This is a genomic window from Candidatus Saganbacteria bacterium, assembly GCA_026387835.1.
Taxonomy (GTDB): domain Bacteria; phylum Margulisbacteria; class WOR-1; order JAKLHX01; family JAKLHX01; genus JAPLKZ01.
On the sequence record JAPLKZ010000010.1, the window covers coordinates 184,252 to 200,034 of the forward strand.

18 protein-coding genes and 1 other RNA gene are annotated in these 15,783 nt (G+C 46.2%); 2 read left to right on the plus strand and 17 right to left on the minus strand.

Annotated features, from left to right (window positions below):
- Positions 1–8: 8 nt before the first annotated feature.
- The 8 genes from trmD to NTZ10_05020 all read right to left on the minus strand — a co-directional run bounded on the left by trmD (position 9) and on the right by NTZ10_05020 (position 5,737).
- Entirely contained in the window at positions 9–731 is a 723-nt protein-coding gene (gene trmD / locus NTZ10_04985) for a tRNA (guanosine(37)-N1)-methyltransferase TrmD (protein MCX5749578.1), read from the minus strand.
- 3 nt (positions 732–734) lie between these two features.
- A complete protein-coding gene (locus tag NTZ10_04990; protein MCX5749579.1) occupies positions 735–1,160 on the minus strand; it encodes a YlqD family protein in 426 nt (141 codons plus the stop codon).
- Positions 1,161–1,182: 22 nt separating this feature from the next.
- Positions 1,183–1,413: a KH domain-containing protein gene (locus NTZ10_04995; protein ID MCX5749580.1), complete on the minus strand. Its 231-nt coding sequence runs from the start codon at positions 1,411–1,413 to the stop codon at positions 1,183–1,185.
- On the minus strand, positions 1,413–1,754 hold the full coding sequence (gene rpsP / locus NTZ10_05000; protein MCX5749581.1) for a 30S ribosomal protein S16: 342 nt from the start codon (positions 1,752–1,754) through the stop codon (positions 1,413–1,415). Before rpsP ends, NTZ10_04995 begins: the two co-directional genes overlap by 1 nt.
- A gap of 107 nt (positions 1,755–1,861) precedes the next feature.
- Positions 1,862–2,884 carry a chorismate synthase gene (locus tag NTZ10_05005; protein ID MCX5749582.1) on the minus strand — a complete coding sequence of 341 codons (1,023 nt, stop codon included), beginning with the start codon at positions 2,882–2,884 and terminating at the stop codon, positions 1,862–1,864.
- A gap of 15 nt (positions 2,885–2,899) precedes the next feature.
- Positions 2,900–3,742 (minus strand): 4-hydroxy-3-methylbut-2-enyl diphosphate reductase, encoded by an 843-nt coding sequence (ispH, locus tag NTZ10_05010; protein ID MCX5749583.1) that lies wholly within the window; start codon positions 3,740–3,742, stop codon positions 2,900–2,902.
- Positions 3,666–4,493, minus strand: coding sequence for an ATP-binding protein (locus NTZ10_05015; protein ID MCX5749584.1), 828 nt, complete (start codon positions 4,491–4,493; stop codon positions 3,666–3,668). The genes ispH and NTZ10_05015 overlap by 77 nt, the downstream gene beginning before the upstream one ends.
- Before the next feature lie 74 nt (positions 4,494–4,567).
- On the minus strand, positions 4,568–5,737 hold the full coding sequence (locus NTZ10_05020) for an LL-diaminopimelate aminotransferase (GenBank protein MCX5749585.1): 1,170 nt from the start codon (positions 5,735–5,737) through the stop codon (positions 4,568–4,570).
- A gap of 97 nt (positions 5,738–5,834) precedes the next feature.
- On the opposite strand from NTZ10_05020, the gene NTZ10_05025 reads away from it, so the two are divergent.
- Positions 5,835–7,334: a fructose-bisphosphatase class III gene (locus NTZ10_05025; protein ID MCX5749586.1), complete on the plus strand. Its 1,500-nt coding sequence runs from the start codon at positions 5,835–5,837 to the stop codon at positions 7,332–7,334.
- A 39-nt stretch (positions 7,335–7,373) separates the two neighbouring features.
- On the opposite strand, the gene dapF is transcribed toward NTZ10_05025, so the two are convergent.
- From dapF to NTZ10_05055, 6 genes are read right to left on the minus strand one after another with little or no spacing between them, the layout of a single operon-like run.
- On the minus strand, positions 7,374–8,177 hold the full coding sequence (dapF, locus tag NTZ10_05030) for a diaminopimelate epimerase (GenBank protein ID MCX5749587.1): 804 nt from the start codon (positions 8,175–8,177) through the stop codon (positions 7,374–7,376).
- On the minus strand, positions 8,165–8,545 hold the full coding sequence (gene queD, locus NTZ10_05035; protein MCX5749588.1) for a 6-carboxytetrahydropterin synthase QueD: 381 nt from the start codon (positions 8,543–8,545) through the stop codon (positions 8,165–8,167). Before queD ends, dapF begins: the two co-directional genes overlap by 13 nt.
- Positions 8,538–9,473: a glutamate racemase gene (gene murI, locus NTZ10_05040; protein ID MCX5749589.1), complete on the minus strand. Its 936-nt coding sequence runs from the start codon at positions 9,471–9,473 to the stop codon at positions 8,538–8,540. The genes queD and murI overlap by 8 nt, the downstream gene beginning before the upstream one ends.
- Positions 9,474–9,495: 22 nt before the next feature.
- Entirely contained in the window at positions 9,496–11,658 is a 2,163-nt protein-coding gene (locus NTZ10_05045) for an N-acetylmuramoyl-L-alanine amidase (GenBank protein MCX5749590.1), read from the minus strand.
- Positions 11,659–11,671: 13 nt separating this feature from the next.
- Positions 11,672–12,988, minus strand: coding sequence for an HD domain-containing protein (locus NTZ10_05050; GenBank protein ID MCX5749591.1), 1,317 nt, complete (start codon positions 12,986–12,988; stop codon positions 11,672–11,674).
- A 50-nt stretch (positions 12,989–13,038) separates the two neighbouring features.
- On the minus strand, positions 13,039–13,689 hold the full coding sequence (locus tag NTZ10_05055) for a class I SAM-dependent methyltransferase (GenBank protein MCX5749592.1): 651 nt from the start codon (positions 13,687–13,689) through the stop codon (positions 13,039–13,041).
- A gap of 407 nt (positions 13,690–14,096) precedes the next feature.
- Here NTZ10_05055 and NTZ10_05060 point away from each other — a divergent pair, with 407 nt between their 5' ends.
- Complete coding sequence (locus NTZ10_05060) at positions 14,097–14,468, plus strand: hypothetical protein (protein ID MCX5749593.1); 372 nt, start codon at positions 14,097–14,099, stop codon at positions 14,466–14,468.
- 17 nt (positions 14,469–14,485) lie between these two features.
- Here NTZ10_05060 and NTZ10_05065 read toward each other — a convergent pair whose 3' ends face one another.
- From NTZ10_05065 to NTZ10_05075, 3 genes are all read right to left on the minus strand, one after another.
- A complete protein-coding gene (locus NTZ10_05065; protein MCX5749594.1) occupies positions 14,486–14,761 on the minus strand; it encodes a GIY-YIG nuclease family protein in 276 nt (91 codons plus the stop codon).
- A gap of 128 nt (positions 14,762–14,889) precedes the next feature.
- Positions 14,890–15,307, minus strand: a transfer-messenger RNA (tmRNA) gene (gene ssrA / locus NTZ10_05070).
- A gap of 16 nt (positions 15,308–15,323) precedes the next feature.
- On the minus strand, positions 15,324–15,776 hold the full coding sequence (locus NTZ10_05075) for a hypothetical protein (GenBank protein ID MCX5749595.1): 453 nt from the start codon (positions 15,774–15,776) through the stop codon (positions 15,324–15,326).
- Between the last annotated feature and the right edge of the window lie 7 nt (positions 15,777–15,783).

Below are 15,783 nucleotides of genomic sequence, written 5' to 3' on the forward strand. Positions count from 1 at the left end.
CATAAAATTCATATTCCGAGGACGATCTGCCTCAGGAATTCTTTGTCTTCTCCGTTCAACTCTGCCATTGCCAGAAGATCGGGACGCATGAAAAAAGTCTTCTGAAGGGACTGTTTTCTTCGCCATTTGCGCACCTCTTCATGGTTGCCGCTCCGCAGGACTTCCGGAACAGCACTGCCTTCAAGATCAGCCGGCCTTGTGTAATGAGGGAAATCTAGCAATGATCCTGAAAAAGAGTCTGCCTCGACAGAACCCAACTCTTTCACGACCCCCGGGATGTAGCGGCTTACCGCGTCTACAAGTACGGCCGCGGGCAGTTCCCCTCCGGTCAGGACATAGTCGCCTATGGATATTTCCTCATCGATGAACGGCCGGATCCTTTCATCTGCCCCTTCGTAATGGCCGCAAATTATGACAAGATGGTCCAGTTTTGACAATTCCACTACTTTATCCTGCGTCAGTGTTTTGCCAGCAGGGGTCAGGAAAACAGTCTTTGAGGTCTTTGTCCCGATCTTTTTTAAGGTCTTTATTATCGGTTCGGCAAGCATCACCATGCCGGGTCCGCCGCCGAACGGGCTGTCATCGGCTGTCTTATGGGGGTTGCTTGTTTCTTCGCGAATATCGTGGATATTAATAATGATTGACCCTCTTTCCCTCGCTTTTTTCAAAAGGCTTTCGGTGAACGGCCCCTCGAACATTGCGGGAAAGAGGGTCAATATGTCAAATCTCATCTGTTATTCGATGTTTCTGATTTCCATTATGACGCCGTCTTTTACCAGGATCTCAGCGGCGCCTACTTTCCTGTAAAGATTATCGCCCACCTTCACGTTGACGGGTCCTTCAAGCGGCCCCTGGATGAACTCGCTCCCAAGCACCAGTTTTTTTGCTTCCTCCACTTTCATCAAAAGATCGTTCTTTGAAGCGGTCATCTTTGCACGCTCTTCGTTTAACTGGTTCCTGAACGTGGTTATCTGCTGCATCATGCCTTTTTTCTTGAGGTCTTCCATATACGCCTTGCTTTGGTTCTCGATCTGCTGCATCTGACCGTCCATATTCCTGATCGCTCTCTCGAGCTCCTTTACTAGGTTGTCCTTGAACGCTTCGGTCACTATCGCTTTGACCATAACTATACGTTTTAACTCGATCGCTGTCTCACTCATTTTATTTTTCCACCCCTTTCTCCTATGATATGATTTCGACGGTCACTCTTTTTCTCTGTTTTGCCGCTGCTGATTTTACGACGGTCCTGATCGCACTTGCTATCCTGCCCTCTTTGCCGATCACCTTGCCTACATCTTCAGGCGCTGTTTTTATTTCGAGTATCGTCACGTTCTCTCTATCTGTCTGGGCGACCGCTGCTTCTTCAGGCTTGTCCACTAATGCTTTTACGATATACTCTACCAGCTCTTTCATCAATGATCTTCTTTCTTTTCCTCTGCGGGTTTCGGGGCTTCGGCTGCCGGCTGTTCGCCTTTTGGCAGCTTCTTTTTTTTCTTATCAAAGTTCACCGGCGGCATGATACCTATCTTACCGAGATATTTCCGCACTACTTCCGTTGGAATAGCGCCTTTTTTAAGCCATTCCTGCACTTTTTCTTTGTTCACTTCAAAAGCGTACGGTTCTTTCCTCGGATCATAATGGCCGAGGATCTCGATCGCCTTGCTGTCCCTCGCTGCGGACTCGTCCATCACAACGACCCTGTAATACGGCTTGCTTTTTGAACCGACCCTTGATAACCTCAGTTTTGCTGACAAAATAATACCTCCAGAATGTCTGTTTTTAAAAAACCCCGAATATCTATCCGAGGAATTATTGCGTTAATAAATAAAATCAGAGATCACTAAATTATGTAATTATTATATCACAGGAAAGAGGCGAAATGCGCTTTTGTTTCTTCTAAGCTGTCGCCTCCGAATTTCTCGAGGAAAACACCCGCGATGACCATTGCAGCGGCGTTTTCTGCGATAACCGCGGCGGAATGGACTGCGCATACGTCCGACCTTTCAAAATGCGCCTCGCAGCTCTTTTTCGTGGCAAGATCTACCGATCTGAGCGGCTTTTTCAATGTGGCGATCGGCTTCATGGCGGCCCTTAATATCACCGGCTCCCCATTGGACATCCCGCCTTCTATGCCGCCCGCGTTATTTGAAGAATGGAATATCTTCCCGTTCTTTATCATTATCTCATCATGGACCTCTGACCCAAACCTGTTCGCCACGCCGAATCCCATGCCTATATCGACACCCTTTATCGCCTGTATGCTCATTATGGACTGCGCCAGAAGCCCGTCGAGCTTCCTGTCCCATTGGACGTGGCTGCCAAGTCCTGCAGGGAGACCTGTTATCCTGACCTCGAAGATGCCTCCTAGGCTATCGCCTTCTTTTCTCGCTTTTTCAACAAGATCTTTCCATTCGTTCTGTTTCAATAGGCCTCCTAGGGCTATTACGTCGCTTTCTATCTTTATCTTGAACTCCGACAGGAGTTTCCTGGCAATCGCTCCTGCAGCGACCCTGGCCGCTGTCTCGCGCGCGCTGGCTCTTTCAAGAATATTTCGGAGATCCTTCTGATTGTATTTGATCGAACCCGCCAGATCGGCATGCCCAGGCCGCGGCCTTGTCAAAAGAGCTGCCCTGTCGGATGAATCCGCGTTCTCTATCAAAATGCATATCGGACTTCCGATGGTATGTCCTTTTCTTACGCCCGAAAGTATCTGCGCCGAGTCCTTTTCGATCTTCATCCGCTCCGACCTTCCGATTCCGCCCTGTCTTCTTAAAAGCTCGGTATTAATATCATCTTCATTCAGCGCCATATTAGCGACCATACCTTCGAGGATGGCGGTAAGGGCTTTCCCGTGAGATTCGCCTGCGGTTAAAAACCTTAACATAGTAGAAAAATTATATCACTCATTCAGGGAAGCGACAACTTCATTTATGACCCAGTCCGGGGTGGACGCGCCGGCCGTGACGCCGACCGCTATTTTACCTTTTAACCATTCCATGTCAAGTTCTTTCGAGTCCTGTATCTGATGCGTCGGAGTGCCCGTCTCCTCGCAGAGTTCCTTGAGCCGCTTTGTGTTCGCGCTCTTCTTGTCGCCGATCACGAGCATGATATCGGACTTTTTCGCGAGTTCCACGGCGTCGCTTTGCATTTTTTTTGTGGCATCGCATATCGTATTAAGGACCTTGAGGTCTTTGATTTTTTTTCTTAATGCTTCCGCCACCGCGTTGAAGTTATCAAAGGATTGTGTCGTCTGCGCAACTATGCCGACCTTATTAGACAGGACGGACCCTACGATATTTCCTTCATTTTCTATCACGATAGAACCCTTTCCCGCCCATTCTGCTATCCCTTTGATTTCCGTGTGGTTTTTATCGCCGACTATTATTACCTGATATCCTTCCTGCGCCAACTTGTGGGCCGTATCCTGCGCTTTTCTGACCCATGGGCACGTTGTATCGATTATTTTAAGTCCCGTTTTTTTCGCTTCTTCCAATGTTTTCGGCCCTACACCATGAGAAGAAATTATCAGTGAGCCGGAAGAACCTTCGGGGATCTCCGAAAGAGATATGACGCTCTTTATGCCGAGGCCCTCAAGTTTTTTTATGACTAAAGAATTGTGGACAAGAAGTCCGAGAATGTAAACAGTGCCGCCGTTCTTTACAGCCTCAAGCGCGGTCCTGTAAGCCCGGTCGACCCCGGTGCAAAATCCGATGTGACGCGCGGTTTCTATTTTCCTGACCAATTTGCTCCTCGCTTCTTATCTCCTCAGCAAAATTCTCCGGAAATATTATAGTGAAAGTGGTCCCTTTACCCTCTTCGCTGTCCACATCGATCAATCCATTATGTGATTCTACTATACCATGCACTATAGTCAACCCCAAACCCGTACCTCCATACCGCAAAGAGAAAAATGGGTCAAATATCTTTGAAAGATGTTCGTTGGGGATCCCGCGGCCGGTATCCGCCACGGTGATAACGACGCTTTTCCCTGGCAGATGACTTTTCGAGGTTTTTCTGGCAGTAATATTCAGCTGTCCGCCTTTTGCCATCGAACTTATCGCGTTCTGCATCAGATTTAAAAAGACCTGGAATATCTGCTGTGCATCAGCCTGGATCACAATATCTTCCTGAGGAGCAAATACCGCATTTATCTTATGCTCCTTAATGCTCCCTGCAAAGAAAAACAAAGCCTCTTTGATCAGTGCGTTTATATCGGCCGCTTCAATGCTCTGCTTCTTTGTGCGGGCATGGCTGAGCATTCCTTCGATTATCCTGTCGATCCTGCTTATTTCCACGGACATTATCTCGGTATATTTTTTCTTGAACTCCGGATCCTCGATCTTTTTTATCGCTAATTGAGACATGACTTTTATGGAAGCCAAAGGATTTTTGATCTCGTGAGCCATTCCGGCGGCCATTGTCCCGAGAGCTGCCAGCTTATCAGCCTGCCTCACCATTTTTTCGAGGCTTTTTATTTTTGAAGATTTGTCCATTGCCACTTGTTTCTCGACCGGTATTTTTTAAAATTTCACTTTTTTTGGATAATTTGGCAGATTGCTAAATTTACCTATTTGAAAGATATATTGTTTTGCCGCATCCTGGCGATAGCTTGTTCGATCCTTTTCTCTTCCGCGGTTATGCAGACCCTTACGTATCCTTCGCCGCAACTGCCGTACCCGCTGCCTGGCACAATAAGCACCCCGCATTTTTCAAGAAGAATAGAGCAGAACTTTTCGCTTGTGAGACCGGCCGGTACAGGCGCCCATACATAGAACGTTGCTTTTGTATAAGGAAGTTCCCAGCCCAAAGAGTTCAATCCGTCAATAAGGACTTTCATTCTTTTTTCGTATGCCAGGTTCATTTTTTTTGTAAATTCATCGCTGCCGGACAAAGCCCGGACCGCGGCTTTCTGCACAGCCTTAAAAACGCCGGAATCGATATTGGTCTTTACTATCGCGAGAGCTTTTATCACATCGGCGTTCCCTGCGGCCATCCCGATCCTCCAGCCGGTCATGTTATAAGTTTTTGAGAGCGAATGGAACTCTATTGCGATCTCTTTTGCGCCATGTATCTCGAGGATGCTCTGGGCCCTGTATCCGGAAAAGGTCACTTCCGAATACGCGAGGTCGCTGCAAAGGACGATATCATTGTTTTTGCAGAATTTCACCGCTTCCTTTAAAAATGATTCCGGGGCCACGGCCGATGTCGGATTGTTCGGATAATTGATGAACATCAGTTTTGTTTTTTTTGCAATATCGGACGGTATCACTTTCAGGTCGGGAATAAAATTGTTTTCTTTTGTCAGCGGCATATAATACGGCTCGCCTCCTGCGAGAAGAGTGCACATCTTGTATACGGGATAAGAAGGATCGGGGATCAGAGAGATATCGCCCGGATCGAGCAAGGCGAACATTATATGGGCTATCCCCTCTTTTGAACCTATCAGCGACATCACTTCCCTGTCAGGGTCAAGCTCGACATTGAACCTTCTTTTGTACCAGCTCGCAACTTCCGACCTGAACTCCTTAATGCCCTCATACGGAGGGTAATTATGCGTCGACGGATCCTTCAACGCTTCATTTAAAGCATCGATTATGTACTGAGGGGTCGGCTGGTCAGGGTCGCCGACGCTCAGATCGATGATATCCGCTCCCTTTGCCTGCGCTTTAGATTTCTTTTTATCTATCTCCGCGAAGAGGTATTTAGGGATTTTAGAGATCCTGTTGGTTTTCTTCATAGTATAAGAATTATAACGCATTTATAAAAGAAATGAAATTTCAGAAAAATACTGCCGATATATGTTCGATTACTTATATCTATTTAAGGAAAACTATATGATCAGAAGTACAAGCAATTCGCATTCAAGGATAAAGATAGACCCTCAACTGATAAGGAGAGCGATTGCCTTGACATTACCAAACAGGCCCGGGACAATTCCTCTTCCAGGCTATATTGGCAGGCCGGGAATGGTCCTTATGTCAGATTCTCACGGCGAAATTGAAAGCGTACTTAGTATCTCTGCGGCTCTGCCGTCCAGCATAAGATTCGCGATAGATCTCGGCGACAAGGTCGACCACGGGCCTGACCCGATAGGCACTAACTTTGTTCTTCAGACAATGCGGATAAAAAGAGTATTGGGAAATCATGACGGAATGTGGATAGACGCCGGTCTCGGCATACCCTCCCAATCAATAGAACTAATAAGATGGCTTATGAGGTATAACGAGATCAAATTTTTGACCTCGGATCTCGGCATAATATTAAACCCGCTCAAGGACTATGCCGAAAAATATTTCCCCGCGGGTTCGCACAGGATCGAAACAAAGTCAAAAGAGTCTCCTGTCATGGAAGCCGCAGCCACATATCTCAAGATAATCGCCGAGGCTCCTATAAGGTTCCCCGAACATGCGGGGACACGGTTAAACGAATCTGACCTCAGGGTGCGCAGGGCTTTATTTTTTAAATCGGGCTTCGACGCATTGCGTGGACCGGAAAAGGAGATCTTCGGCCGCCTAACGGGGCCCGAACGTCTCTTAAAAGCCGACTCGGATTATTTTTACCGCCTGATCGGAGGCTTAAAAACATTTACGGAAGAAGAACAGACTGTGATGGACCATTGCGCAAGTGAATTCAGGAACAACGAGGTATTTTATGATTTTGTCCGCTGGATGGTCGGAGAAGGCGACATCCATCTGACCTTCAGGCCTTACCAGGGATATCCCTGCGGTATTATCGCCACTCACGCGACGATACCCCTTGACGAAAACGGGGATTTCAAGCCTTTCTTCGGAAAAACAGGAAGGGCCGTCATGCTCGAAATAAAAGAACGGATCCAGATAGCGATGGAAGCGTGGAGGCATGTCGTGCAGCACGGCGACACGACCATGATGGAGCTTCATCAGGAAAAGATAAACTCGCTGGCTTATCTTCCGTGGACCGCAGGGTCACCAATATACGGAAGGCAGATGCAGACCGCGGCCAGAGCCGTGCTTCCGGAATCCTCCGGCACATGGGAAGAGCCGAAAGAGCCGTTCTTTACCCATTTTGAAAAATACACGGAGCCTCAGGATACTGACAAGACAAGAAGATTGATAGCCGGATCTTTCGGGATACCTGACCATAACAATTTTGTCATTGTAAGGGGCCACGAACCCAGCAAGGACGGGTCATTCCAGGTCCTTGCCGGAGGGTTCGTGATAAACATCGACGGCGGCCTTGCGGCAAAATACGGGAGAAAAGGCGGAGCTTTGGTATTCGGGGACAGAGGAGCCGCATGGCTTTCGTATCCGGGCCTGGAATATTCACGGGTCCCTCTGCCCATGGAAAGACATTAGGTATTCAAACAATAGATTCAAAACCTGCTATGACGGGATTCACTTTAAAGAATAGACGCCTTCAAAGACTTTTTCTGCCGGCCCTCTCATGATGACATGGCTGTCATCCGCCCATTCGATATTAAGAGCCCCTCCGGGAAGATGGACCGTGACCTTTTTGTCGGTCAAATCGTTTGACGCGGCCGCAACTGCCGCAGCGCACGCGCCGGTACCGCATGCAAGCGTCTCCCCCGCGCCTCTTTCCCAGACTTTCAGTTCTATTTCTTTTTTGTTGATCACTTTTGCGAATTCGACATTTGTCCTGCCAGGGAACTGAGGAAGGTTCTCGATGATCGGGCCGATCTTTGAGATCTCGATATTTTCGATGTTATCCGCAAATATGACGCAATGCGGATTCCCCATCGAAACTTTGTTTATTTTATATTTTATCCCCTCGATGATCAGCTGTTCCTGCAGAGCGATTATTTCCGGAACACCCATGTCCACTTCGACGCCGATGAAATCTCCGTTCTCGACTATAACCGCAGGGATCTTTATGCCAGCAAGGGTCTCGACGGATATCACTTCTTTTTTATCTTCGCTTTTTTCCCAGACGTACCTGGCAAAACAGCGGATACCGTTCCCGCACATCTCAGCTTCACTCCCGTCGGGGTTTATGACCCTCATTTTGAAATTTGCCTTGACCGAGGGAAGGACCAATATCACTCCGTCAGCCCCCGCGCCGTAATGCCTGTCACAGATCTCTTTGGAGAAACTCGCCAGATCGATACCGTTCATGTCCTGCGCCCCTGCATCGACCAGTACAAAATCGTTGCCCGTGCCCTGCATTTTTACAAACTGTATGTCGCGCATGTCACCTCCGATTCCCAGACCGTAGTTTTTGCCACCTTGAGGCCTGACGGCAATTTATTCTTCCCCGATTTTTTATTGAACGACCCGTATATTATTTTCGCGATGTTTTCGGCGGTCGGATTTATTTTTTTAAATATTTTGAGATCGTTCAGATTTTTGTGATCAAAAATATCAGTTGTACCTTTTAATATCGCCTTAGCCTTTTTAAAATCGAAGAGCATCCCAAGCTTATTGAGGTTTTTTCCGACAATAAGCACACTGACTTTCCATGTATGGCCGTGAAGGTTCTCGCAGGGTCCTTCATACCCTATAAGCTGGTGGGCCGCTGAAAATGTATCTTCGATCATTATTTCAAACATTTGCCGCCTGCCTTAAATAGCCGCGCTTCCCCGATTTTGGAAGGGCTATTTGTTTGACATTTTGGAGCGGTCTTCCCAGAAGCCTGCTCCCCAGGTCCTGGAACTGTACCGCGCTGCCGCTTACAAAATATTTATGGTTCACTTTTGTCCCGGCCGACACTCTTGAAGCCGCAAGCCCCTTGGAAACAAGGATGCTCTTTGCCTGTGAAACTGCCTCCTCCGCCGGATCAATAAATTTTATTTTTATGCCGGTTATCTCCCTGAGTATCTTTGTCAGGTGCGGATAGTGGGTACAGCCGAGCACAAGCGTATCAATGCCTGATTTCAGCATCGGTTTCAGATACTGCAAAGCGACCCTTTTTGTCTCATCAGCCTCGATGAACCCTCCTTCTATCAGGGGCACGAACAAAGGGCATGCTGCCGCGAATACATCAGCATCCTTTTTTATTTTTCTGATCGCCCTCTGGTAGGCGCTTGAATCGATCGTAGCCTGCGTAGCTATTATACCTATCCGGCCTTTTCCCGTCTCCCGTACAGCTGCGGCAGCGCCGGGTTCTATCAAAGAGACAGTCGGTATCTTGTAATGATCTTTTACGATCGGATAAGCGACCGAGGAAGATGTACCGCATGCCATGATCACAAGCTTGACACCCTGCGATACCAGAAAATTGAGTATCTCGTAATTAAACTTTACGATCTCCTGCGGTGACCTGCCCCCGTACGGAAGGCGCGCCGTGTCAGCAAAATATATCACATCCTCCGAAGGCATCTGTTTGATAACCTCCTTCAGTACGCTCAACCCGCCGACCCCTGAATCGAACATGCCTATCGGAGACGAAGCAGTTATCTTTGCCTGCGACTGCCCCTCGCCTGCATTGGGAACTATCCTGTCATGCGCGATAGATTTTGCCACGCTTACTTCTGTCATAAGACCCCTTCTGTCTTGAATTCTATCCTATTTTTTTCAATACTTCAAAATACTGTTTTATACCGTCGAATATAGCTTTTGCCACCTTTTCCTGGAAATCAGCGTCAGTTGCCAGCCTTTCCTCGTCAGAGTTGCTCAAATAAACCGGCTCCACCAGAACTGAAGGCATCGGAGAATTGTAAATAACATAGAATTTCACTTGCGCAAGACCTCTGTCCTGTCGTCCAAGCTCAGAAACTATGTCCCTGTGGATGAGCGAGGCCAGGAGCTTGCTGTTCGGATTGTAATAATAAGTCTCGGTGCCTGAGATGTCGCTTCTAAAAGAAGAGTTGTAATGCATGCAGATCAGTATATCGGCTTTGTTGTTCCTTGCAAATTCCACTCTGCCGGCAAGGCTTATCTCGGCATCTTCTTCTCTTGACAAAAAGGGAACGGCTCCTGCATCCGACAGCATCCTTATAAGCTTTTTTGCCGTTGCCAGGTTGAGGTCCTTTTCTTTTACACGGTCTCCCGAAGCTCCGAACGCGCCGGGATCCGAACCGCCGTGTCCGGGATCGATAACTATCACTTTACCCCTAAGGATCTTTTCTTTCTTCAATTTTGCAGGTCTTGCCTCCTGAGGTGCGGAGATGTCCCCCTTTTCTACTCCCAGAGAAAAATATCTGTTGTCATCCGAAAGAACAGCGTTGAACGCCTGTTCTTTTGCAAGGTCAACGACCACTCTTGAGACAACAGGGTCTGTTTTGAACTGGCTCGCGCGTACTCTCAATACCCCGCCTTTTCCTATTTCGATGTGGTTAGGCCCCGCGTATATCGCTTCGGGGATATCTATTATTATCCTTTCCGGATCGGACAACCGTCTCGTCTCAAAAAGCACCGGTTTTGTTGAAGCTATCTTGATCTTTACCGATTCCGATTCTTCCGTAAATGTCACCGCTGTCACCATCGGAGGAAAGCTTATGATAATTTGTTTATCGTTTTGCATTATTCTTGACGCCTGTTTTTCCTCTAAATATATTCCAACCTTGATGTCGCCGCCCGACTGGAAGGATTTTATTCCCTTTATCCCGTCTTCTTTTACCGAGATTTTTTCCGTATCAACATCTAATATGAAATTGGGTATCTTCAAGACAAATATCATCGGCCGGTCTTTTTCCTCTGTTTCAAAAGTCGGGACCTTTGAGCTTGCGGTCATCAGGACGGATTTTGTCCCGCCTACATCTTCCCATGAGATCTTTGTTATCCTCGGGGAAATATATAAGGCCTTTGCGCCTTTATCCCATACCGCCCCGAGTCCCGCCCATTTTGCTGTCGGTATCAACGGGATAAAAAGCTTTCCGGCTTTTTTCTGAACCGCAGCCTGCATCGTACGCTCTTTCCCGTTCACAGTGATGATATTTGAACCTGAGGTCATTCTGACCTCTACTTCGGTGCTCTGTCTCGCCGTAAGTGTTTTTATCTTTTTGTCAAAAGACGTCTCGAACCCGCAAAAAGAGAGAAAACCTACCGCCGGCACCATCAGGGTATTTTTAACAAATACAGGTTTTCTTCCGATGTTCATTTTCTTGCCGTTCACATATACAGAAAAGGTTTTAAGTTTTGCAAATGGAGGAGATTTTATCCTTGAAGAAGGTATAATTTCTTTGCTGTAAGGTGACAGGCTTATTTCTGTTTTTTCTTCCTCGATCACCGACTCGGGTTTTGATACGGATAATTCAATTGCTTTTCTCCCGCTCGATTCAATAGTTGCCGCCAGAATATTGGCTGCTTCCGGCGATGGAGATCGTTCGATCACGGAGCTCGAATCTCCCGGATTGCCAAATCTAACTATTATTTTATTCCCGTTGTTTTCAGTGGCCACTTCATGGGCAACGTTCATTTTCAAGTCCACCACGACCCTCACATTATCGGGATGCACGCTGTTTTGCGCCCACCGTACCGACGATATCCTGTCGCTCACAACATCAAGGATCTTTTTGCCGCCGTCCCAGAACGTATCTTTGAGGTCGATCACAAGCCTGTCCGGCTCTTTCAATTTGAACATTTTTGGTTCAACGGGGGATGAAAGTTCTATAGCTATCGAATCGGAGTTCTTTTTGGAGTCTACGGAAACACCGATCAACTGCCCTGCTGATACTGCGGAAGATATAAAAAACAATAGAAAAAATATTAATGGTCTTTTCATATTTTAGTAATATTCAGGGTCTTCTGATCATCTCTATCAATTTTTCCCTTTCGTTAAGGCTGGGATCGTCCAGGACTTTTTCCAGCAGATGCCCGAGCACCTCCCCCACCTTCGGCCCCTGTCCGATATTAAGCTCTCTCATGACATCCTGACCGTCAATTTTTAACTGTGAGACGGAAAGCGCATCCTGTTTTTCGATCACTTTTTCTATCCTGTTTTTAAGCTCCTTCAGGTATGCGGGGTCGACATCCCTTTCCATCGCTTTCATGTCAGCGATCCTCAGCATGAACAGGTCCTCGATATTTTCGATGCCTACCCTGTTGATAAAACGCCTCACAGCGCTGTCGGTCCATTCGTCCGTGTAATTGAACATATGATTCTTTATCAGGTTTGAGACTTCTTCAATATTATCATTGCTGAATTTCAGGCGTTTCATTATCTTTTCCGAAACAATGGCGCTTTCAGATTCATGGCCGTAAAAAGTATCTTCCTTTTTTGTGGAGGGTTTTGCAATATCATGGAACAGTGCCGCAAGCCGCACCATAGGAAGCTCTTTCGGGGCGTGATCGCAGGAATATATGCTGTGATGATAGACATCATATACATGATACGGCTTTGGCTGCTCGACCCCGAGGCATTCTTCAAGTTCCTGCATGACGATCTTTAAAAGCCCGGATTTTCTCATATATTCTATACCGACCGAAGGTTTGTCTGCGGACATCATCTTGATCAGTTCTTCGCGTATCCTTTCCGGAGCGACTTTTTTGAACGTCCCGGCGGCTTTCGGGATCGCATCAAAAGTCTTTTGTTCGATACCAAACCCGAGTTTCGCGCCTAATCTGCAGGCTCTCATCGAACGGAGCCCGTCCTCCAAAAACCGCGCTAACGGATCTCCTACGGCCTTTAATAATTTTGAATTTATGTCGGTCTGCCCGTTAAACGGGTCGATCAGTTCGCTATTTACCGCGTCATAAGCGATGGCGTTGACGGTGAAATCCCTCCTCGAAAGGTCGTCTTTTATATCGGCAGTAAAGGTGACGCTGTCCGGATGCCTGCCGTCGGAATACTTTTCGTCGCTTCTGAAGGTCGTCACCTCAAAATCACCGTCTTCAAGCATCACGGTCACGGTACCGTATTTGAGCCCGGTCGGGACCACTTTTTCAAAAAGCGCCGTCACCTGTTCCGGCCTTGCCGATGTCGTGATATCCCAGTCGTATACAGGGGTTTTCATCAAAAGGTCTCTCACGCTGCCACCGACAAGAAAGGCCTTAAAACCTTTTTCGTTAAGAGCTTTTATGATATATAATACGCCGCAGGGTAATTTGAACATTGCAGAATCAGTTTACAATAATAGGGGAATATTGTCAAAAAATGCGGGTATTATTTCAACAAATACACCGTAAAATCGTGTGGAAGATAGCCGTCAACAAATTTGATATTCTCTGTTACTTTTTTCAGATTATTCAGGACTTCCTGCTTATCATGAAAATAAAACTTCTTTTTTTCCTGCTCGAGCAGATGTTTCGGTATAAGAGGGATCGCGCCATTACTTTGAAAATTTACAGCTACCCCTCTTTGTGCAATTGCAAAAAGTTTAATCAGCTCCTCTGTGTAATATTTATGAATATCAAAATCTTCGGAGAACTTCAAATTGTAAAGACCTGAAGCGAGCACGAAATCATATTTTTCACTGTAAACGGAATCATTCTTTATCCTGAATTTCACCATCGGCATTTCCCTTTTGGCTGCTTCAATAAAGTCTTTATTTATATCGACTCCCGTATAATCCAGTTTCCAGTTCTCTATCAATTTCTGGTCTTTTATGAACTTATAGAGGTGCCCGAGCCCGCAGCCAAAATCAAGTATGGTAATGGTCCCGGAAGTATTGACCATGGCGCATATCTTAAGAAGCTCGATAAACCTTGCCTGCTGAGTAAAAGGCGTTTCCCAGCACAGTGATTTATGGCTATAACCGTGTTTTTTATAGAGATCGCCAAAGAATTTATTTTGGTCTTCTTCGTATGGATGCATTCATGAAATTATAACATCGATTTATGATCTACATATTTCACCAACTATATATCAAAATATTTTAGAATGATATTATTTCTGATGTAAGATGCGCCCCAACAAAACATTTGGAGCAATTTGAAGAGCTCTTGATATCTGGACAAATACAGACAAAGAAATATTTCTCGTGCCCCTCTCAATAGTTTGAATATATTTACTGTGTAAATCGCATATTTCCGCAAGCTCCTCGATCGTTAGCCCTTTTGTTTTCCTTAACCGTTTAAGCTCTTTTGCCATTGTTTCCAGCAATTTGTGATCCGGCTTATAAAATGATGTTGCTCGCATATATTTTTGTATGGACACTATCATATCCATTGTGGTAATATATACAAACAACCGATAGTATCTTTTTTGATGAGGAAATATATATGCGAAAAATGTTGCTGCTTGTCACTTTTGCACTGTTTTTATCGGGCTGCCAAACAGTAAATACTCCAAAAATTGGAAATTTAGAAATTGACGGGGCAATTTCGGCTGGTGTAAAAAGTTATGGGGCTCCCTATTTGTCAGGGTATATTAAAAACACTGGAAATAACACTGTTTATAATTCTCAAGTTGCCTTTACTGTTTATAGCGATTCAACAAAGAAAACTATCAAAGATACGGGACGCGGTTTCCCTGCAAGTTTAGGAGATATTCTTCCCGATATAAGAGCCCCTTTTGAGGCGGTATTTTTTGCTCTCTCCTCTACTGAATCTGTAGCAATATATGACTATAAGATTACCTGGCTAGAGGAATAGCAACAAAAAAACATATTTTAAGCCGGGAGTAATTTCCCTTTTAAATATTCTTTCAACATTATCTTTAATGCTCTTTTGCCTGCTGTTGTTTTAAAATAATCTTCTCTTCTTAAAGCGTCTTTTTGATTAAGATAGGCTTCGTAAAAAATAAGCTCTAGTGGCCTTCGTGGTTTTGTAGATACCACTTCGCCATCATTATGCTGTTTCAACCTTCTGGCGAGGTCTATTGTATAACCAATATAAAATTTATTGTCTTTTTCACTTTGAAGAACATAAACGTGGTGTTGTGTCATTTATTTTTGATCGTGATCAATGGACCATGAAGTAATTTGCTGCGTCCGGTTTGCCGATCACTTCATTCCTTTATTTCTTGATCCGGCCTGCCATGAAGTTTTGCAAGCGAAGCGCAGCAAATACTTCATGGTGGAGCTAGCGGGAGTCGAACCCGCGTCCGAAAAGTTTTAGATCTTAAGACCTACAAGCTTAGCCCTTTTTTTAGTTTCGCTCCCGGGGTAAACCAAGGACGGGGCAACCTCAGGAACTATCCTTGCTGTCTTGTTTTCCCGCTCATACCGAAGGAACGCATGATCGGGTATCCGGTCATATGACGCCTGTATCCGGACCGGCCGAAAGATCCGGCAGACGCAGCCCCTAAATTATGAGAGGCTGAAAGCCGGCGATCCAGCGAGAACATCTGCATTGCAGACTACCCACTGAACGCGACCGACTAGATCTTTAAGTGTTTCTGCACTTATGTTTTGCTGTTAGTTTTACGAGGTGAACAGCACCTCGGCCTGCACTTAAGACCTCCCCCTTCCCGTCGAGACCCTTATAGCCCCCCGACTCGGTATTCCTTTATTTCTTTGTCTGAATTTCTTTTTCCAGTATGCCCACGAACTCTTTGATCTGGTCCTGCGTCATGCTGTTCTCAAGGATATCGGCAAGTTCCTCCCATGAATACGCTTCTTCCATAAGGTCCTTATTTTTCTTTATCTTATCGATCTCGTCCTCGATCTCTTTCTGCAATTTCCTGTTGCCTTCTTCCATCGCCGCCTGCGCGTCAACGATGCCCGTCTCTTTTATTACTTTTTCAACTATCTCGTCAAAAGACAGTTCCTTTTCCTTCGCGTCATGGGCCAATGCCGCCATCCTTACGGCGATGCCCCTCGCGTCAAGTTCGAACAGCTCCCTGGCGATGGAAGTCCGGCTGGGAGTGATCGGCCTTTGTACTTCAGTCGCTTCTTCCTTTTTTTTAGGCGGCATCGGCGGGACGACCGGGGCCGGGATCGAACCTGGGATTTTTACCATTTTCTTT